Origin of the sequence: Streptomyces malaysiense (genome assembly GCF_000980885.2) — a bacterium.
Taxonomy (GTDB): Bacteria; Actinomycetota; Actinomycetes; order Streptomycetales; family Streptomycetaceae; genus Streptomyces; species Streptomyces malaysiense.
Genome location: NZ_LBDA02000006.1, coordinates 183,557 through 202,387, shown reverse-complemented (window position 1 = coordinate 202,387; position 18,831 = coordinate 183,557). Strand labels below are relative to the sequence as shown.

The following is an 18,831-nucleotide window of genomic DNA, read 5'->3' as shown; positions in this document are numbered from 1 at the left end:
GCTCCCGCGCGGGCCGCGCCCGCGGGCGGTCACTTCAGTACGAGTGACGTCCACGTCTTGACCCACTGATCACGGTTGGCGGCGATCTTCCCGGGGGCCATCGTCTCGGGGTGCTTGGCGGCCGGACCGTACTTCGTGAAGTCGGCCGGCACCTCGGCGCCCGCGACGACCGGGTAGACGTACATGTTCAGCGGCATGTCCTCCTGGAACTCCTTGGAGACCAGGAAGTCGATGAACGCCTTGGCGCCCTTGGGGTTCTTGGCGTTGCTCAGCAGCCCGGCGAACTCGATCTGCCGGAAGCAGGTGCCGGTCGCCACGCCGGTCGGGGCGGTGGCGGGGCGCTTCTTGGCGTAGATCACCTCGGCGGGCGGGGAGGAGGCGTACGACACGACGAGCGGGCGGTCGCCGCCGGCCTTCTTGCCCTCCGAGGAGCCCGAGAACTCCTGGTAGTAGGCCTGTTCCCAGCCGTCGACGACCTTGACGCCGTTGGCCTTGAGCTTCTTCCAGTAGTCCTGCCAGCCCTGGTCCCCGAACCGCGCGGCACTGCCCAGCAGGAAGCCGAGGCCGGGCGAGGCGGTGGCCGCGTTCTCGGTGACGAGGAGGTTCTTGTACTCGGGCTTGGCGAGGTCGGCGTACGACTGCGGCGGCGTCAGGTGGTGCCGGCTGAAGTACGCCTTGTCGTAGTTGACGCAGATGTCGCCGTAGTCGACGGGCGTGACGCGGTGCTTGCCGTCGAGCTGGAACCGGGCGCCGACCTTGTCCAGGCCCTTGGCGGTGTAGGGCTGGAACAGCCCGTTGTCGAGGGCTCGGGAGAGCAGGGTGTTGTCGACGCCGAAGAGGACGTCGCCCTGGGGGTTGTCCTTGGTCAGGATGGCCTTGTTGACGGCCTGTCCGGCGTCGCCGTCCTTGAGGACGCGGACCTTGTACCCGGACCGCTTCTCGAAGTCCGCGAGCACGCTCTTGGAGACCGCCCACGAGTCGTGGCTGACCAGGGTGACGGTCTTGCCGTCCGCCTTGTCCTGGCCCTGCGTCGAGCCGCACGCGGAGAGCGCGAGCAGGCCGAGCCCGGCCGCCGCGGCCACGAAGGTCTTGTTGTGCACTTGGTTGTCCTCCTGGGGTTGGCCAGGAAGAACGCGGCCCTGTCCGGAGAATCCGGACAGGGCGCAACAGCTTGAGTAGTGACCGAACTTCCTACCCAGAATGACCTGGGCGAGGTTCAGAGGGTCTGCGGCCCGTTGCCGCACTCTCAGCGCTGTGGCGCTCCCCTGTCGGAATATGAAGATGTGATGGAACGGGCCCAGATTACCGCTCGGTGGCCGCGAGCTGACCACAGGCTCCGTCGATCTCCTGCCCACGGGTGTCCCGGATCGTCACCGGCACCCCGTGCGCGGCGATCGCCTCCACGAACGCCTTCTCGTCCTCGGGCCGCGACGCCGTCCACTTGGAGCCCGGAGTCGGGTTCAGCGGGATGAGGTTGACGTGCACGGGCCTGCCCCGCAGCAGCCGGCCGAGCCGGTCGCCGCGCCACGCCTGGTCGTTGATATCGCGGATGAGCGCGTACTCGATCGACAGCCTGCGCCCGCTCTTCTCGGCGTACTCGAACCCGGCGTCCAGCACCTCGCGCACCTTCCACCGCGTGTTCACGGGGACGAGGGTGTCGCGCAGCTCGTCGTCGGGGGCGTGCAGGGAGATCGCCAGGCGGCACTTGAAGCCCTCGTCGGCGAACCGGTGGATGGCCGGCACCAGCCCGACGGTGGAGACGGTGATGCCGCGCTGGGACAGCCCGAGGCCGTCCGGCGCCGGGTCGGTGAGCGCGCGGATGGCGCCCACGACCCGCTTGTAGTTGGCGAGGGGCTCGCCCATGCCCATGAACACGATGTTGGACAGGCGCGCCGCGCCGCCCGGCACCTCGCCGTCGCGCAGCGCCCGCATGCCGTCCACGATCTGGTGGACGATCTCCGCGGTGGACAGGTTGCGGTCCAGACCGGCCTGCCCGGTCGCGCAGAAGGGGCAGTTCATCCCGCAGCCCGCCTGCGAGCTGATGCACATGGTGACCCGGTCCGGGTACCGCATCAGCACGGACTCCACGAGGGTGCCGTCGAACAGCTTCCACAGCGTCTTGCGGGTGGTGCCCTCGTCGGTCGACAGATGCCGGACGACCGTCATCAGCTCCGGGAACAGGGCCTCGCGCAGCTTCTCCCGGGAGCCGGCCGGGATGTCGGTCCACTGCTCGGGGTCGTGCGCGTACCGCGCGAAGTAGTGCTGCGAGAGCTGCTTGGCACGGAACGGCTTCTCACCGATCCCGGCCACCGCTTCCTTGCGCTCGGCGGGCGAGAGATCGGCGAGATGCCGCGGCGGCTTCTTGGCTCCGCGCGGCGCGACAAAGGTGAGTTCTCCGGGAATGGGCATGGTGGTACCAGTGTCGCAGATCCAATCGGGTGACCTGCGGCGTGCCGTCGCCCTGGGCCGGTGGCGGGTGCGGCCCGGGAAGTGACGCCGTGCACAGCGCGAGGGTCGGTCCCGCGGGTCCGCGGTCCGCCGCCGGAGGTCGACCCGGGCGCGGCTCACATCGGGGACGGTTTGATCATCGCGAAGGGGGCGCCCTGGGGGTCGGCGACCACGGTCATCCGGCCGGCCATCATGTCGAAGGGCGGGGCGAGGACCGTGCCGTTGCGTTTGACCAGGGCGTCCACGGTGGAATCGACGTCGTCGACAGCGAAGTAGGCCAGCCAGTGGGCCGGGGTGCCGGGCGGGTCGTCGGCGAGCTGGGTGACGCCGCCGACCGCGCGGCCGCCGACCGTCAGCGTCCAGTAGGAGTCCGTGCCCTCCATGGGCTGGATCTCGATGCCGAACGCCTCGCCGTAGAAGCCGGTGGCGGCGGGCACGTCGCTGGTGTGCAGCTCGTTCCAGGTCAGCGCGCCGGCCTCGTTGACCACCTGGGCGCCGGGGAACTCGCCGGGCTGCCAGACGCCGAAGACGGCGCCCTGCGGGTCGGCGGCGATCAGCATGCGGCCGAGGCCGCCGACGTCCATCACCGGGACGAGCAGGGTGCCGCCCGCCGAGACGATCGCGTCCTGGGTGGCCTGGGCGTCGGTGCTGGCCAGGTAGCTGGTCCAGACGGTCGGCGGGGGCTCCGGCATGTCCTGGGGCTTGGGACCGAGGCCCGCCACGGCCTTGCCGTGCAGCTCGCAGACCGTGTAGCCGCCGAATTCGGCCGGTCCCGGCTGCCCCTGCCAGCCGAGCAGGTCGCGGTAGAAGTCCAGCGCGGCCTGCTGGTCCGAGGCCATCAGGTCGACCCAGCAGGGGGTGCCGGTCGCGTACGGGGTGGTGACTTCGGGCATCTCTCGCTCTCCCTACCAGTGGGCCACGCCACGGGCCGCTCTTTGTCACCATGGTGTCGCCAAACGTGATCGCCCGCGCGTCGGGGACACGGATGCGCCGCCGTCGGGGACGAACCCCCGCGGGGCGGGACGAGCGGAGGGCCGTACGACGACGGGCCCCGGCCCTGTTACCAGGGCGGGGCCCGAACGGCCGTGACGGCGGGCGGCAGCGGGTTTCGTCAGGTGGAGCCGACGAAGAGCACCAGCAGCAGCCAGACCACCGGCGCCGTGGGCAGCAGGGAGTCCAGGCGGTCCATGATGCCGCCGTGGCCCGGCAGCAGAGTGCCCATGTCCTTGATGCCCAGGTCGCGCTTGATCATGGACTCGCCGAGGTCACCCAGGGTGGCGCTGGCCGCGACCGCGAGGCCCAGCACCAGACCCTGCCACCAGTGGCCGCCGTCGATCAGGAACTGCATGCACAGCGCGCCCGCGACCATCGAGAACGACACGGCGCCGAACAGGCCCTCGCGGGTCTTGCCGGGGCTGATGCGCGGAGCGAGCTTGTGCTTGCCGAAGCGCCAGCCGACGGCATAGGCGCCGGTGTCGCTGACGACGGTGAGCAGCAGGAAGGTCAGGACCCGCCAGGGGCCGTCGTCCGCGGTGAGCAGCAGGGCGACGAAGGTGGCCAGGAAGGGGACGTAGAACGCCGCGAAGACACCGGCCGTGACGTCCTTGAGGTAGCCCTCCGGGGGTTCCGTCATCCGCCAGACCAGCACCGCGAGCGTGGTGAGGGCCATGGCGACCCAGGCGCCCTCGGCGCCGCGCACATACCCGGCGACCACCATCGCCGCACCGCCGACCGCGAGCGGCACGAGCGGTGCCTTGATCTCCTTGCGCTCCTGGAGCCTGCTGGTCAGCTCCCACAGGCCGACGACGACGGCGACCGCGATCACGCCGACGAACACCGCCTTGACGATGAACAGCGACGCGATGATCACCACACCGAGACCCACGCCGACGCCTATGGCCGCGCTGAGGTCGCGGCCCGCGCTCTTCTTCTGCGGCGCCGGCGTCGGCTGCGGGGCGTCGGGCATGGGCTCCGGATTCTGGATCGGGCTCGGGGTCGGCTGGGGCGTCCCGTACGGGGGCAGCGGCTGCGACCCGTAGGGCTGCTGCCCGTGCTGCGGCCGCTGCTCGACCGGCTGCTGCTCGAACGGCGGCTGCCGCGGCTGCTCGTACGGCGGCTGGGTCCCGTAAGGGGGCTCCGCGGCGTACCGCGGCGGTGTCCCGTACTGCGACTGGGGCTCGTCCCGGAACAAGGGGCCGCTCAGCCGAGCAGCCCCCCGGGTGTCGTCCTGGTCTCCGCCATACGCGGGTACGTCGGGCACGATGGGCATGGGGCGCGTCTGCTGCGCCTCGGGCGCATCGTACGCGGGACCCGCCGGGGCGGCCCCGCCCTGGACGGGCCCACCCTCGGCGGGCCCCCAGTAGCCGGTCTGCCCCGCCGGTGGCGGCGCCCCCCAGGAAGAGTCGCTCATCAGACTTCGAGCAGTTCCGATTCCTTGTGCTTGAGGAGCTCGTCCACCTGGGCGACGTACTTCGCCGTCAGGTCGTCCAGCTCCTTCTCCGCACGGCGGCCCTCGTCCTCACCGATCTCGCCATCCTTGATCATCTTGTCGATGGCGTCCTTGGCCTTGCGGCGCACGGAACGGATGGAGACCTTGGAGTCCTCGGCCTTGCCCTTGGCGACCTTGATGTAGTCGCGACGGCGCTCCTCGGTCAGCTCGGGGAACACCACCCGGATGATGTTGCCGTCATTGCTGGGGTTGACGCCCAGGTCGGAGTCGCGGATCGCCTGCTCGATGTTGCGCAGCGCGCTCTTGTCGAACGGCGTGACGACCGCCATCCGCGGCTCCGGCACGGAGAACGAGGCCAGCTGGTTGATCGGCGTCAGGGCACCGTAGTAGTCGGCCACGATCTTGTTGAACATCGCCGGGTGCGCACGGCCGGTGCGGATCGCGGCGAAGTCCTCCTTGGCGACCACGACGGCCTTCTCCATCTTCTCCTCGGCTTCGAGGAGGGTCTCTTCGATCACCACTTGCTCCTGCGTGTCTTGAGTAAGGCCCGGCTGCGGTTCCTCAGCGGTTCGCCGGCCGGCTGCGTCGCGTCTTCTTCCTGCACGGTTCCCGACCGGCAGGACATTGTCCATCCCCCGGCCGAGGCGCGTCCCGTCCGTCCCTCGGACAGGTGTCGTACCCGGGCGACGGGGGCGTGCCGGTCAGTTCCGGCTGCCGTGGTCACCCACCAGCGTGCCGATCTTCTCACCCTTGACGGCACGGGCGATATTGCCCTCCGCGAGGAGCTCGAAGACGAGGATCGGGAGCTTGTTGTCGCGGCACAGCGTGATGGCGGTGGCGTCGGCGACCTTCAGGTCCCGGGTGATGACCTCGCCGTAGCCGAGGGCGTCGAACTTGACGGCGTCGGGGTTGGTCTTGGGGTCGGAGTCGTAGACCCCGTCCACACCGTTCTTGCCCATGAGCAGCGCCTCGGCGTCGATCTCCAGGGCGCGCTGGGCGGCGGTGGTGTCGGTGGAGAAGTAGGGCATGCCCATACCGGCTCCGAAGATGACCACGCGGCCCTTCTCCAGGTGGCGCACGGCGCGCAGCGGGATGTAGGGCTCGGCGACCTGGCCCATGGTGATGGCGGTCTGCACCCGGCTGTCGATGCCCTCCTTCTCCAGGAAGTCCTGGAGGGCGAGGCAGTTCATCACGGTGCCGAGCATGCCCATGTAGTCGGAGCGGGCACGGTCCATGCCGCGCTGCTGGAGCTCGGCGCCGCGGAAGAAGTTGCCGCCGCCGATGACGACGGCGACCTGCGCGCCGTCCCGTACGACGGCCGCGATCTCACGAGCGATCTTGTGCACCACGTCCGGGTCGACGCCCAGGCCGCCGCCACCGGAGAACGCCTCTCCGGACAGCTTCAGCAGAAACCGGCCGCGTACTTTGCCGTCGTCGCTCTTCTGGGCCTTGTCGGTCATGGGAGATCCCGCCTCTTTCACGTGTTGCACATACGAAGAAGGCCATTGCCGGTGGGGTCGCTATTCGCTCCCATACTCGGCAATGGCCTCCTCGTCAGATCTGCTGCCGTCCGCCCCACACCCGGGTGTGGCGGTGGTCGCGGACGACTGCTGTCGACCCTATCGGGATTTCCCCGCGGGTCGCGCGTCGATCGCGGTACGGACTCAGATGCCGACCTTGATGCGCGTGAAGCGCTTCAGGGTGACACCGGCCTCGTCCAGCACCTTCTGGACCGACTTCTTGTTGTCCAGCGCGTACGGCTGGCCGAGCAGGGTGGCGTCCTTGAAGAAGCCGTTGACGCGACCCTCGACGATCTTGGCGATCGCGGCCTCGGGCTTGCCCTCGGCGCGGGTCGTCTCCTCGGCGATACGCCGCTCGGACTCGACGACGTCGGCCGGGACGTCCTCCTTGGCCAGGTACTTCGGCGCGAACGCGGCGATGTGCTGGGCGATGCCCTTGGCGACCTCGGCGTTCGGCTTGTCCAGCTCGACCAGGACACCGATCTGCGGGGGCAGGTCGGGCATGGTGCGGTGCATGTAGGCGGTGACGTAGCCGTCGGAGAACCGCGCGAAGCGGTCCAGGACGATCTTCTCACCGAGGTTGGCGTTGGCCTCGTCCACGAACGCCTGGACGGTCTTGCCGGCCTCGATCTCGGAGGCGAGCAGGGCCTCGATGTCGGCCGGGGAGGTCTTGGCGACGTGCTCGGCGATGGTCCTGGCCACGGCCTGGAACTTGTCACCCTTGGCGACGAAGTCCGTCTCGCACTTCAGCTCGACCAGGACGCCGGAGGAGTTGTCGTCGGCGATGATGGAGACCACGGCGCCGTTCTCGGCGGAGCGGCCCTCGCGCTTGGCGACGCCCTTCTGGCCCTTGATGCGCAGCGCCTCGACGGCCTTGTCGACGTTGCCCTCGGCCTCGTCCAGCGCCTTCTTGCAGTCCATCATGCCGGCGCCCGTGAGCTCACGGAGCTTCTTGACGTCGGCGGCGGTGTAGTTCGCCATGAGTCAGTGAGTCTTTCTCGAAGTCTGGGAGATCTTCAGATCCGCACGGTTTGCGATCCACATGGAGGCGCAGAGCGCATACGTCGTACCGACCTATGGGTGAACAGCGGGGGCGGAGTCGATGTCGCCGCCCCCGCTGTCAAACGCTGACGCGGCGGATCAGGCCTGCTCGCCCTCGGCGGCCTTCTCCTCGGCCGGAGCGGCCTCGGCGGCGGGGGCCTCGGCGGCCTCGGCGGCCGGAGCCTCGGCGGCGGGAGCCTCGGCGACGGGGGCCTCGGCAGCCGGAGCCTCGCCCTTCTTCTCACCCTCGAGCAGGTCGCGCTCCCACTCGGCGAGCGGCTCGCCCGCGGCCTTCTCGCCCTTGTCACCGGTGGCGACGCGAGAGCGGGAGATGAGGCCCTCGGCGACGGCGTCGGCGATCACGCGGGTGAGCAGGGTGACGGAGCGGATCGCGTCGTCGTTGCCCGGGATCTTGTAGTCGACCTCGTCGGGGTCGCAGTTGGTGTCGAGGATCGCGACGACCGGGATGTTCAGCTTCCGGGCCTCGCCGACGGCGATGTGCTCCTTCTTGGTGTCCACGATCCAGACGGCGCTGGGCACCTTCTGCATCTCGCGGATACCGCCGAGGGTCTTCTCCAGCTTGGCCTTCTCGCGGGAGAGGACCAGCAGCTCCTTCTTGGTCAGACCGGAGGACGCGACGTCCTCGAAGTCGATCTGCTCAAGCTCCTTGAGGCGCTGCAGACGCTTGTAGACGGTCGAGAAGTTGGTGAGCATGCCGCCCAGCCAGCGCTGGTTGACGTAGGGCATGCCGACGCGGGTGGCCTGCTCGGCGATGGCCTCCTGCGCCTGCTTCTTCGTGCCGACGAACATGACCGTGCCGCCGTGGGCGACGGTCTCCTTGACGAACTCGTAGGCGCGGTCGATGTACGACAGCGACTGGAGCAGGTCGATGATGTAGATGCCGTTGCGCTCGGTGAAGATGAAGCGCTTCATCTTCGGGTTCCAGCGACGGGTCTGGTGACCGAAGTGGACGCCGCTCTCCAGCAGCTCCCGCATCGTGACGACGGCCATTGCCATCTCCTTGAGATTCTCGGTTGTGCCGCGCCCGCCGGACGGCGGCCGCGCCTGACGCCCGTGTGCGCCGTGCCACGAAGGACCGAGAGGCGCTGGTACGAACCGTTTCCGGATGCCGTACCGGGGCGTGCGAAGTCGACCCGGTGACCCGGATCGCCAGAAGAATTGTACGGGACCGCCGGGCCACCGGGTGACGCAGCTGTCCACAACCGGGGAGTGGCCCACAGGTGAAGAGGCCGGGTCGGCGATGTGCGGGACGGTGGGCGCATGCGACGACGGGTGTGGTGCGGAGTGTTACGGGCGGTCCTGGTGACGGCCCTGGCGGTGCTCGTGTACGGAAGCCGGGCCTGGGCGCCGCCCGCGCAGGGACCGGCTCCGGCCGGGGCCGACGCCGGGGTGCCGGCGCTCGCCGGACTCTGGCCGGTGGGCGTACGGCCGCCGGTCCTGCGCGGCTGGGAGCCGCCGGCGACGCCGTACGGCCCCGGACACCGGGGGGTGGACCTGGCGGCCGCGCCCGGGAGCCCGGTACGGGCGGTGGCCGCGGGCCGGGTGTCCTTCGCGGGCCGGGTCGCCGGGCGGGGAGTGGTGACGGTGGAGTTGACGGGGACGGGGCTGCGGACGACGTACGAGCCGGTGAGCCCCTCGGTGCAGGCGGGGGCGCGGGTGCGGGCGGGCGACGTGGTCGGGACGGTGGCGGCGGGTGCGCACTGCGGTGACGCGGCCTGTGTCCACTGGGGCCTGCTGCGGGGCGCGGCCTATCTGAACCCCTTGTCCCTGCTGCCGCCGTGGCTGCTGGGGCGGGGGCCGGCGAGGCTGCTGCCGGTGCTCACCGGCTGATCCCGGCGACGCTCAGCCCCGCACGCCCCGCAGCGCCATCCTGACCGCGGCCTCCGTCACCGCCGCAGGGTCCTCCGCGGTGATCTCGATCCGCCGTACGGCCGCGTCCACGACGCCCTGGAGCAGCATCGCCGCCAGCCGCGGCTGCGCCTGCCCCAGCTCCCCCAGCGCCTCGACGACCATCGCGACCAGCTCGCCGTGCGCCGCCCTGATCTTCTCCCGCGCCCCGGCGTCCAGCTCGCTCGCGGAGATCGCCACGACCGCCCGGTGCCGCCGGTCCCCGACGAGGGCCAGCTGCCGGCGGACGTACGCCTCGACCTTCTCCTCGGGCGAACCCGCGTGCTCCATGGCCGCGGCCACCTCCGCCGCCCACAGCGGGAAGTCGGCCTCGCACAGCTCCTCGACCACGGCCGCCCGGGACCGGAAGTACTCGTACACGGAGGAGCGCGCGAGACCCGTGCGCTCGGCCAGCGCGGGGAAGGTCAGCGCCTCCGTCCCGCCCTCGGACAGCAGGGTACGAGCCGCGTCCAGCAGGGCGGCTCGCTGCATCGACCGGTGCTCGGCCACGGAGGCCGCTCGAATCCTTGGCACGTCGACCACTTTAGGACGCGCCCGCGCGCAGCGGCGTCCGTTCAGCGTCCGAAGCTCGCCAGCTTGGCCCGCAGCTGGAGCACCGACTTGGTGTGGATCTGGCTCACCCGGCTCTCGGTGACGCCGAGGACGTTGCCGATCTCGGCGAGCGTGAGGCCCTCGTAGTAGTAGAGCGTGACGACCGTCTTCTCCCGGTCGGGCAGCGTGTTGATGGCCCGCGCGAGGAATCTCCGCAGCTCCCGGTCCTCGGCCACCTCCACGGGGTTGTCCGCGGCGGTGTCCTCCAGCGTGTCCATGAGGCTGAGCCGGTCCCCGCCGTCGCCGCCGACATGCAGCAACTCCTCCAGGGCGACCACGTTGGCGAGCGACAACTGGCTGAAGACGGCGTGCAGCTCCTCCACCTCCATGTCCAGTTCCGCGGCCACCTCGCTCTCGCTCGGGGTGCGCCGCAGCCGGGCCTCCAGGGTGGCGTAGGCGCGCTCGACGTTGCGCGCCTTCTGCCGCACCGAGCGCGGGATCCAGTCCAGCGCCCGCAGCTCGTCGATCATGGCGCCGCGGATCCGGGTGATCGCGTACGTCTCGAACTTGATCTCCCGGTCGATGTCGAACTTCTCGATCGCGTCGATCAGCCCGAACACCCCGGAGGAGACGAAGTCGGCCTGCTCCACGTTCGGGGGCAGGCCGACGCTGACCCGGCCCGCCACGTATTTCACGAGCGGCGAGTAGTGCAGGATCAGCTGCTCCCGCAGCCGTTCGTCCCCCGTCGCCTTGTACGACCGCCACAGCTCGTCGAGCGTCGAGGGAGCGGGCGGCCGCACGCTGCCACCGTCGCGGGCGGCTGGGGGGATCGCCGCCCGGTCGGACCCGGAGGTGTGCTGGGGCATTCGTCGCCTTGTGCCGTTCTGCCGTGAAGTGCCGTGACCGTGAGTGCGGTGCGGGGGGATCGAGGGGTGGAAAGGGGCCGCCTGGGTGAGGTGTCGATCTGATGTCGAGTTGGCTGTTCTGTGGAGACGTCTTCGTGAGCGTAGCGTGACTGAGGAGTCGCGGTGTGCGAACGGCGAGGCACCACCCCTGCGCGGGTCCCGGAGGCCCCTTCGGCATCACCTTCCGCAGCTCGCTCTGTGTGATGGCCGACGGGCGCCAACTCCGGGAAACCCCAAGGGCGTCGGGTGTTCCCCCGGACGGCCGAACACGCTCGGTCAGCATGGGGGGCGGCCGGTCCGGGCCGAGATCACCGCCTGGCGTGTCAACTTCCAGCCATCGCCGTGTCGTTCGACGTATCCAAGTGCTCGGAGTTCGTACAGTCTCGCGATCGCCTCGTCCGGGGTGGTACGGGCGGCCGCCGCGATCTCCCCGGCGGGGGCCGCGCCCTCGCCCGGCAGCGCGGCGAGGACGCCCCTGGCGGCCGGTGTCAGCAGGTCGCGGGGCAGCACCGGGCCGGTGCGGGGCGGGGCCAGGTCGCCCATGTCGCCGACGAGCTCCGCCACCTCGGCGGCGTCGGTGACGAGGGTGGCCTCGCCGCGCAGCAGTTCGTGCACCCCCGCGCAGAGCGCGCTGGTGACCGGGCCGGGCACGCCCATGGTGTGCCGGCCCAGGCGCTGCGCGGCCCGCGCGGTGGCGAGCGAGCCGCTGCGGCAGGCGGCCTCCACGACGACGGTGCCCCTGGTCAGGGCGGCGATGACACGGTTGCGCAGGATGAAGCGGCTCGGCGTCGGGTGGTCGCCCGGGGGCAGCTCGCCGATCACGAGGCCCTGCTCCGCGATCCGTTCGATCAAGGTGGTGTGGCCGCGGGGGTAGGGGCGGTCGACGCCACTGGCCAGGACGGCGACGGTGGCCCCGCCGGAAGCGAGCGCGCCGCGGTGGGCGGCGGCGTCGATGCCGTAGGCGCCGCCGGAGACGACGACCCAGCCGCGCTCGGCGAGACCGGCGGCGAGGGTGGCGGCGACATGGGTGCCGTACTCGGTGCAGGCGCGGGCGCCGACCACGGCGACGGAGCGCAGGGCCCAGATGCGCAGGCTCGGGCGGCCGCGGACCCAGAGCCCGAGGGGGCGGGCGTCCGCGAGGTCGTCCAGCTGCCGGGGCCACTCGGCGCTTCCCGGCGCCACGAAGCGGGCGCCCGCCGCCCGTGCCCGTGCGAGATCCCGCTCCGGCTCGGCCCGCGCGGCCCGCGCCACGAGCCCGGCCCACCGCGCCTCGCTCACCCCCGGCAACGCCCCGCCCCCTTCCCGGACCCGCCTCACCACCTCCGTCACCCCGAGCTCCCGCACCCACCGCCCCCCGGCCTCGTCCCCGGGTTCGATCACCCGCCCCAGGAAGACCCGGCCGCGGGTCTCCTCGTCCGGCTCCCGGGACGGGTCCCGCGCCCCCTCGCTCATGTCAGCGCGCCGACGGCCGTCGGGACCCCGCGCGGGACGCCGGTGCGCAGCTGCAGGGCGAGGGCCACGTCGGCCGCGTCCGGGCGGTCGTGCCCGACGAGGTCGGCGACCGTCCAGGCGACGCGCAGCACCCGGTCGATGCCGCGGGCGGTGAGCACGCCCCGCTCCAGGTTGCGCTCGGCCTCGTCCATCGCGCCGCCGACGGCCTGGAACCGGCTGCGCAGCTCCCGGCCGGGCACCTCGCTGTTGGTGCGCCAGGGTGTTCCGGCGAGGCGCGCGGCCGTACGCTCCCTGGCTCCCCGCACCCGGTCCGCGACCGTCGCCGTGGACTCGCCCGGGGTGCCCCGCGCGGTGAGCTGGGCCCGGGTGACCGGATCGACCTCGACGCGCAGGTCCACCCGGTCCAGGAGGGGGCCGGAGAGCCGGGCCTGGTAGCGGCGGATCGCCGAGGGCGGGCACTCGCACAGGGCGTCACGCCGGGAGAAGCGGCCGCAGGGGCAGGGGTTGGCCGCCAGCACCATCAGGAAGCGCGCCGGGAAGCGGACCACTCCGGCACTGCGCGCGATCACGACGTGCCCGGACTCCAGGGGCTGCCGCAGGGCGTCCAGGGTCTGGCTGTGGAACTCGGGCGCCTCGTCCAGGAACAGCACACCGCGGTGGGCGAGGGACACCGCTCCCGGCCGCGCGATGCCGGGGCCGCCGCCCACGAGGGACTGCATCGTCGCCGAGTGGTGCGGGGCGCAGTAGGGGGCGACGTCGATCAGCGGCCTGCCCGGTGGCAGCAGCCCGGCCACCGAGTGCACCGCCGTGACCTCCAGGCACTCCTGCCCGGTCAGCCTCGGCAGCACCCCGGGCAGCCGTTCGGCCAGCATCGTCTTGCCCGCGCCCGGCGGGCCCTCCAGGAAGAGGTGGTGCCCGCCGGCGGCGGCCACCTCCACGGCCGTACGGGCCGAGGTCTGACCGACGACGTCCGCGAGGTCGTGATCGGATTCCTGCTGGACGGCGCCGAGGCCGCGCATGCCGGTGGCGGCGCCGGTGCCCGGCACCCGCAGTCCGGCCAGCAGCGGATCCGGGCGGCCCGGCTCGTCGGGCTCCTCCTCGGGCACGGGTTCCTCGGCCAGCACCGCGAGGAGCTGGCGCAGGCTGCGGACGCCGAGCACCGACACGCCGGGGACCAGCGCGGCCTCCGCGGCGGCGCACTCGGGCACGACCACCTGTTCGTAGCCCGCCTCGGCGGCGGCCAGCACGGCGGGCAGGATGCCGCGCACCGGACGCACCCGGCCGTCCAGGCCCAGCTCGCCGATCATGACGATGTCGGCGAGGACCCGGGGGTCGACGCGTTCGGCGGCCCCGAGCACCGCGCAGGCGACGGAGAGGTCGAAGCCGGAGCCGGCCTTCGGCACCGAGGCGGGGCTGAGCCCGACCGTGAGCTTCTTCTGGGGCCACTGGGCGCCGGAGTTCACCACCGCCGCGCGCACCCTGTCCCTGCTCTCCGACAGGCTCTTGTCCGGGAGGCCGACCAGGGTGAAGGCGGCGACGCCGGGTTCGAGGTCGGCCTGGACCTCGACGACCACGCCCTCGACGCCGACGAGGGCGACGGAACAGGTGCGGGCGAACGCCATTCAGGCCACCCCCCGGGCGTGCTCGACCTGGGGGGCGCCGCGGCCGGGGACGAGGACGCCGACCAGGTCGATGCGGACCCCGCCCGGTGGGGCGCCGCCGTGGGCGTGGATCCAGTGTTCGGCGAGGTGGCGCAGCCGGGCGGCCTTCCCGGGGGTCACCGCGGCCATGGGATGTTCGTAGCGGCCGCCCGCGCGGGTCTTGACCTCGCAGACGACCAGGACCTCGCCGTCCCTGGCCACGATGTCGATCTCGCCGCCGCGTCCGGCGCGCCAGTTGCGCGCCAGGATCGTCATCCCGCCCTCGGCCAGCCGGCGGGCGGCAAGGTCCTCTCCGTACCTGCCGATCGCTTCCCGTGCGTTCATGTCGGCACCACCTCCGGCGCCAACCGTCACGCATCCCGCCCCGCCGAGTGGATCTTGGTGGACCACTGGGAGGTTGTGGAAAACCTCGTCACCCGCACGGCTCAGGGGGCGAGACGCCCGGGTCGTCAGCCGCCCGGCAGTTCCAGGTCGCTCTTGTTCAGCTCCTCGATGTTCACGTCCTTGAACGTGAGCACCCGGACCTGCTTGACGAACCGGGCGGGCCGGTACATGTCCCAGACCCAGGCATCGGCCATCGACACCTCGAAGAACACCTCGCCCTGGACGGAGTGCACCTGCATCTCGTAGTCGTTGGTGAGGTAGAAGCGCCGTTCCGTCTCGATCACGTATTTGAACAGACCGACGACATCTCGGTACTCCCGGTAGAGCTTCAGCTCCATCTCGGTCTCGTACTTCTCGAGGTCCTCGGCGCTCATGGCATGTTCCCCTTCAGCCGTGCGGTCCACCCATTGTGCGCCAGTTCCGCGGGCCCTCAGACGATTTCCGTGTCGAGGGTCACCGGGCCGGCCGGGGGACCCTCGTCGAGCAGCGTGCGCAGCAGCTCGGCGAGCCTGGTCGGATACACCGTCTCATGTGCCCGGGTCAGTTCCCGGCACGTCCACCAGCGCGCTCCGGCGACACTGCGCCGCTCCAGCTCGGTCAGACCCGTCGCCGCGGTCGCGGTCCGGGTGGTACGGGCCAGGTAGTACCACTCGTCCTGGTCCCAGCGGCGGCCCGCGAACGGGAAGGAGCAGCGGCGCCGCCACAGCACCGGGCCGAGGTCGACCTCGGTGATGCCGGTCTCCTCGGCGAGTTCCCGCAGCGCGGCCTCCGCGCGGGTCTCGGCGCCCTCCACCCCGCCGCCGGGGGTGAACCACCAGTCGTCGGCTGGGTCGTCGGGCTCGTGTCCGTGCAGCAGCAGGATGCGGTCCCGGGGGTCGAGCAGCACGACGCGGGCCACCTTGCGCAGGCCGCCCTCGTACGGCTGTCCGCGCTCGGGTTCAGCGGGCACCGGCCGCCTCCGCGCGGGCGGCACGGGCCCGGGAGCGGCCGGCCCGCTTGGCGATCGGGCCCCAGGCGCCGCCGCCCAGCACCAGCACGGCGCCGACGACGACCAGCAGCTCGATGGTGGGCAGCGGACCCGGCTGCGAGAGGGCGCCCAGCGCCTCGAATCCGGTGGGACGCTTCAGCCCGCCCTTCCACGGGAAGACGACGGCGTCCACCCGGGCGATCACGGCGGTGCGGGCGACGGTGCCCTTGGCGGCGTCGGTGAGGTGGGCGGTGGAGTCCAGGGAGCCCTGGCGTTCGTCGCCGAGCAGGAAGAGCCGGCCCTTGGGGACGGTCACGGTGGCGAAGTCCTGGTTCTCGGCCAGGGTGCCCTTGGGCAGGTACGGCTCCTCGATCCGCTTGCCGTCGACGGTCAGCTTGCCGTCCGTGCAGCAGGACACGGTGTCGCCGCCGACCGCGACCACGCGCTTGACGACGTCGGAGCCGGTGACCCAGCTGCTGTCGTGGAAGACGACCACGTCGCCGCGGCGCACCTCGCCACCGTCCACGCGCTGGGCCAGTACACGGTCGCCCGCGTCGATGGTGGGGGTCATGGAGCTGGTGGGCACGGTGTACGGCCGATAGCTCAGCGCCGCCCAGCCGAAACCGCCGAGGAACAGCACCAGGCCCAGGGCCACGGCCACCGAGGACAGCCGCTGCCCGAGCCGGCCGCCGCTCGCCGCCGTCCCGGTGCCGCCGCTGCGCGGGGCCGTACGCGTCGTACTCTCACCACCCATGGACCCGCACCCTACCTGTCGGTACCGAGCGAGGTCAGCCCCTCTTCCACGACCTGGGGCACAGCTTTCCCGGAGCTTCACACACGGCCCGGGAAAGCGTCGGCGCGGAGATCAGCGCCGTCCGCCGACCGACTTCTGCAGGGCGTCCGAACGCAGCCGGTCCGCGCGCCTGCGCCGCCACACCAGGAGGGGCACCACGGCCGCGACGCCGACCCCCTCGGGGGCGACCGTCAGGGAGGCGGCAGCGGAGGACCGCTGGTTGTTCAGGCCGGGCTGGTCGAAGGTGTCCGGGACGGGCAGGGTGCCCCAGTGGTTGATGGGCCATGCCTTGACGATGGCGCGGCCGACGACCTTGTCGACGGGCACGAAGCCGTGGTTCTTGTCGGTCTGGTTGTAGCGCGAGTCCCGGGAGTTCTGCCGGTGGTCGCCCATCACCCAGATGTAGCCCTTGGGGACCTTCACCTTGAACTGGCCGCCCTGGTCGTCCTGGCTGCACGGGGTGTTGCCGGGGTAGACGTACGACGTCTCGTTCAGCGCCTTGCCGTTGAGCAGCAGGGGGCCTGTGCCCTTGCATTCGATGGTGTCGCCGCCGACGCCGATCACGCGCTTGATCAGGTCCTTCTCGTTGGCGGAGGGCATCAGCCCGATCCAGCTGAGGACCTTCTGCACCGCGTTCGGGTTCGGCGCGGGCTCGCCCGCCAGCCAGTCGTCCGGGTCGTGGAAGACGACGACCTCGCCGCGCTCGGGCTTGGAGCCGAACCACGGGGTCAGCTTGTCGACCAGGACGCGGTCGCCGATCCGGAGGGTGTTCTCCATCGAGGCGGAGGGGATCGAGAACGCCTGGACCAGGAAGGTCTTGATCAGCAGCGCGAGGACCAACGCGATCACGATCAGGATCGGCAGCTCCTTCCAGAAGGAGCGCGGCTTCCTGGGCGGCGGCGGGGCGTCGCCCGTGCCGCCGTCGAGGCCCTGTCCCTCGCGCGGTGCGCCGTCCTCGCCCGTCGCGTCATTCCCGGTGGTCATAGCGCCGTCCGAACCTGAGTCGTCCGCCTCCGCGGCGTTCCCGCGGGGCTCCTCGCCGTCGTGACCCGACCGTGCGCCTACCGCCACATCCCCCACGCCAACTCCTTACTCCGTGCCGCCGCCCGCGCCACAGACGGCGCAGGCCCACCACTCCCATAACGAGCGGGAGTTCCGCAGGGGTCGGGAGTCGGGTCATTCCGTTCGGATTCTCATGGTCAACCCTATGCGACAGGGGCGGGGCCGCAGCCGTCCGCGTCCCGGCACGGGCAACGCTTGCAAAGGTTTTAGGTTCCTCCAGGCGCGTCCAGTGGCCGACCGGCCAGCCGATCCACATGGCCCGCCCGACCACCGATTCGACCGACACCGTTCCGCCGTACGGGGAGTCCCGGTGGTAGCGGGAGTCCGCGGAGTCGGCCCGGTGGTCGCCCATCACCCAGAGCCGGCCCTTGGGGACGACGATGTCGAAGCGCATGTCGGACGGGTCGTTGCCCGGGTAGAGATAGTCCTTCTCGGACAGCGGCACGCCGTTGACGGTGATCCGGCCCTGCGCGTCGCAGCACTTGACGTGGTCACCGCCGACCCCGATGACCCGTTTGATCAGGTCCTTCTCGTTGTCGGACGGCAGCAGCCCGATGAAGCTGAGGCCCTCCTTGAGCTGCTTGACCACGACCGGGTCGGGTTTCTGGGCGGCCTGTTCGCCCGCCAGCCAGCCGCCCGGGTCGTGGAAGACGACGACGTCGCCGCGGTGCGGCTCGGCGCCGAACCAGGGCGTCAGCTTGTCGACCAGGACGCGGTCGCCGATGCGGATCGTCTGCTCCATGGAGCCGGACGGGATCACGAACGCCTGGACCAGGAAGGTCTTCAGGACCAGCGCGATCAGCACCGCGACACCCACCAGAAGGGGGATCTCCTGAACGGCTGAACGTCTGCGCTTGCGCTTGACCTTGCGCTGGAGCTTGCGCCGCTCCGCGCGGGTGCGGCCGCCGCCGGGCGCTGAGCTGCGCGGGCAGGCGTCGGCGGACGGCCCGGCGCCGGCCGGTCCGGAGCCCGCGCGCGGCTTGCCTCGGTTACCCATGGGCGCCGCCCGTCGTGGCGGGCACGCGCGCGTAGGCGGACGGCCGGGTCAGATGGGCCCAGTGGGGGTACGGCCAGACGATCCAGTCGGCCCGTCCGACGACCCGGCCGACCGGGATCATGCCGCCGCCCGGCGAGCCGAGGTGGTCCCGGGAGTCGCTGGAGTCGCCGCGGTGGTCGCCGAGGACGAAGAGGGTGCCCGGGGGCACCACGATGTCGAACGGCACGCTGGAGGCGCTGTCCCCGGGGTAGAGGAACGCCGACTCGTCGACCGCGCGGCCGTTCACCTCGATCCTCCCCCGTTTGTCGCAGCAGACCACATGGTCCCCGCCCACCCCGACGACCCGTTTGATGTAGTCGCCGTCCCCGAAATACCCGCTTCCGTCGAACACAATCACGTCTCCGCGGGCGGGCCCGGCACCCAAGCGGTAGGTCAGCTTGTTCACGAGGACGCGGTCGCCGATCCGCAGCCCCTGCTCCATGGACCCGCTCGGGATCTGGAAGGGCTGCACCACGAAGGTGCTCAGCAGGAGCAGGAACACCAGGCAGGCGAAGAGGGTGAGGGTGACGCGGCCGCCCGGCAGCCATTCGGTGATCCGCGTCGGCAACGCGAAACGCGACCGCTCCTCCGGGCCCGGGGAATCCGGGCGGGAGGGGCGGTCGCGCTTCGTCGGCTGTGCTTCGGTGTCCATC

At 71.5% G+C, this 18,831-nt stretch carries 20 protein-coding genes; 1 reads left to right on the top strand and 19 read right to left on the bottom strand.

What is annotated here, in order from left to right; all coding sequences use genetic code 11:
* Positions 1 to 29: 29 nt before the first annotated feature.
* The 8 genes from VT52_RS03240 to rpsB all read right to left on the bottom strand — a co-directional run bounded on the left by VT52_RS03240 (position 30) and on the right by rpsB (position 8,469).
* A complete protein-coding gene (locus VT52_RS03240) occupies positions 30 to 1,100 on the bottom strand; it encodes a thiamine ABC transporter substrate-binding protein (protein ID WP_046421057.1) in 1,071 nt (356 codons plus the stop codon).
* 202 nt (positions 1,101 to 1,302) lie between these two features.
* Entirely contained in the window at positions 1,303 to 2,409 is a 1,107-nt protein-coding gene (gene rlmN, locus VT52_RS03235; RefSeq protein WP_046421055.1) for a dual-specificity RNA methyltransferase RlmN, read from the bottom strand.
* A 155-nt stretch (positions 2,410 to 2,564) separates the two neighbouring features.
* Positions 2,565 to 3,341 carry a VOC family protein gene (locus VT52_RS03230; protein WP_046421054.1) on the bottom strand — a complete coding sequence of 259 codons (777 nt, stop codon included), beginning with the start codon at positions 3,339 to 3,341 and terminating at the stop codon, positions 2,565 to 2,567.
* A gap of 218 nt (positions 3,342 to 3,559) precedes the next feature.
* Positions 3,560 to 4,858, bottom strand: coding sequence for a phosphatidate cytidylyltransferase (locus VT52_RS03225; protein WP_079174802.1), 1,299 nt, complete (start codon positions 4,856 to 4,858; stop codon positions 3,560 to 3,562).
* Positions 4,858 to 5,415, bottom strand: coding sequence for a ribosome recycling factor (gene frr, locus VT52_RS03220; RefSeq protein ID WP_046421122.1), 558 nt, complete (start codon positions 5,413 to 5,415; stop codon positions 4,858 to 4,860). Before frr ends, VT52_RS03225 begins: the two co-directional genes overlap by 1 nt.
* 183 nt (positions 5,416 to 5,598) lie before the next feature.
* Positions 5,599 to 6,357: a UMP kinase gene (gene pyrH / locus VT52_RS03215; RefSeq protein WP_046421052.1), complete on the bottom strand. Its 759-nt coding sequence runs from the start codon at positions 6,355 to 6,357 to the stop codon at positions 5,599 to 5,601.
* A gap of 204 nt (positions 6,358 to 6,561) precedes the next feature.
* A complete protein-coding gene (tsf, locus tag VT52_RS03210; protein WP_046421051.1) occupies positions 6,562 to 7,398 on the bottom strand; it encodes a translation elongation factor Ts in 837 nt (278 codons plus the stop codon).
* Between the two features lie 159 nt (positions 7,399 to 7,557).
* Entirely contained in the window at positions 7,558 to 8,469 is a 912-nt protein-coding gene (rpsB, locus tag VT52_RS03205) for a 30S ribosomal protein S2 (protein WP_046421050.1), read from the bottom strand.
* A 270-nt stretch (positions 8,470 to 8,739) separates the two neighbouring features.
* On the opposite strand from rpsB, the gene VT52_RS03200 reads away from it, so the two are divergent.
* Positions 8,740 to 9,309 (top strand): murein hydrolase activator EnvC family protein, encoded by a 570-nt coding sequence (locus tag VT52_RS03200; RefSeq protein WP_046421049.1) that lies wholly within the window; start codon positions 8,740 to 8,742, stop codon positions 9,307 to 9,309.
* 12 nt (positions 9,310 to 9,321) lie between these two features.
* Here the strand turns inward: VT52_RS03200 and VT52_RS03195 are convergent, their stop codons facing one another.
* The 11 genes from VT52_RS03195 to lepB (VT52_RS03145) form a co-directional block, all read right to left on the bottom strand.
* Positions 9,322 to 9,876 (bottom strand): TetR/AcrR family transcriptional regulator, encoded by a 555-nt coding sequence (locus VT52_RS03195; protein WP_046421047.1) that lies wholly within the window; start codon positions 9,874 to 9,876, stop codon positions 9,322 to 9,324.
* 65 nt (positions 9,877 to 9,941) lie between these two features.
* On the bottom strand, positions 9,942 to 10,784 hold the full coding sequence (gene whiG, locus VT52_RS03190) for an RNA polymerase sigma factor WhiG (protein ID WP_046421046.1): 843 nt from the start codon (positions 10,782 to 10,784) through the stop codon (positions 9,942 to 9,944).
* Between the two features lie 315 nt (positions 10,785 to 11,099).
* Entirely contained in the window at positions 11,100 to 12,275 is a 1,176-nt protein-coding gene (gene dprA / locus VT52_RS03185) for a DNA-processing protein DprA (protein WP_071387351.1), read from the bottom strand.
* Entirely contained in the window at positions 12,272 to 13,897 is a 1,626-nt protein-coding gene (locus VT52_RS03180; protein WP_046427286.1) for a YifB family Mg chelatase-like AAA ATPase, read from the bottom strand. The genes dprA and VT52_RS03180 overlap by 4 nt, the downstream gene beginning before the upstream one ends.
* On the bottom strand, positions 13,898 to 14,290 hold the full coding sequence (locus tag VT52_RS03175) for a YraN family protein (RefSeq protein ID WP_107481225.1): 393 nt from the start codon (positions 14,288 to 14,290) through the stop codon (positions 13,898 to 13,900).
* Positions 14,291 to 14,385: 95 nt separating this feature from the next.
* Positions 14,386 to 14,694 (bottom strand): DUF2469 domain-containing protein, encoded by a 309-nt coding sequence (locus VT52_RS03170; RefSeq protein WP_003965949.1) that lies wholly within the window; start codon positions 14,692 to 14,694, stop codon positions 14,386 to 14,388.
* Positions 14,695 to 14,750: 56 nt separating this feature from the next.
* Positions 14,751 to 15,269 (bottom strand): NUDIX hydrolase, encoded by a 519-nt coding sequence (locus VT52_RS03165; RefSeq protein ID WP_046427297.1) that lies wholly within the window; start codon positions 15,267 to 15,269, stop codon positions 14,751 to 14,753.
* Complete coding sequence (lepB, locus tag VT52_RS03160; RefSeq protein WP_046427298.1) at positions 15,259 to 16,041, bottom strand: signal peptidase I; 783 nt, start codon at positions 16,039 to 16,041, stop codon at positions 15,259 to 15,261. Before lepB (VT52_RS03160) ends, VT52_RS03165 begins: the two co-directional genes overlap by 11 nt.
* A gap of 111 nt (positions 16,042 to 16,152) precedes the next feature.
* On the bottom strand, positions 16,153 to 17,160 hold the full coding sequence (gene lepB / locus VT52_RS03155) for a signal peptidase I (RefSeq protein ID WP_079174801.1): 1,008 nt from the start codon (positions 17,158 to 17,160) through the stop codon (positions 16,153 to 16,155).
* Positions 17,048 to 18,139, bottom strand: a complete 1,092-nt coding sequence (gene lepB, locus VT52_RS03150; RefSeq protein ID WP_046427300.1) for a signal peptidase I — start codon at positions 18,137 to 18,139, stop codon at positions 17,048 to 17,050. The genes lepB (VT52_RS03155) and lepB (VT52_RS03150) overlap by 113 nt, the downstream gene beginning before the upstream one ends.
* Entirely contained in the window at positions 18,132 to 18,830 is a 699-nt protein-coding gene (lepB, locus tag VT52_RS03145) for a signal peptidase I (protein WP_046427302.1), read from the bottom strand. The genes lepB (VT52_RS03150) and lepB (VT52_RS03145) overlap by 8 nt, the downstream gene beginning before the upstream one ends.
* Position 18,831 lies beyond the last annotated feature (1 nt).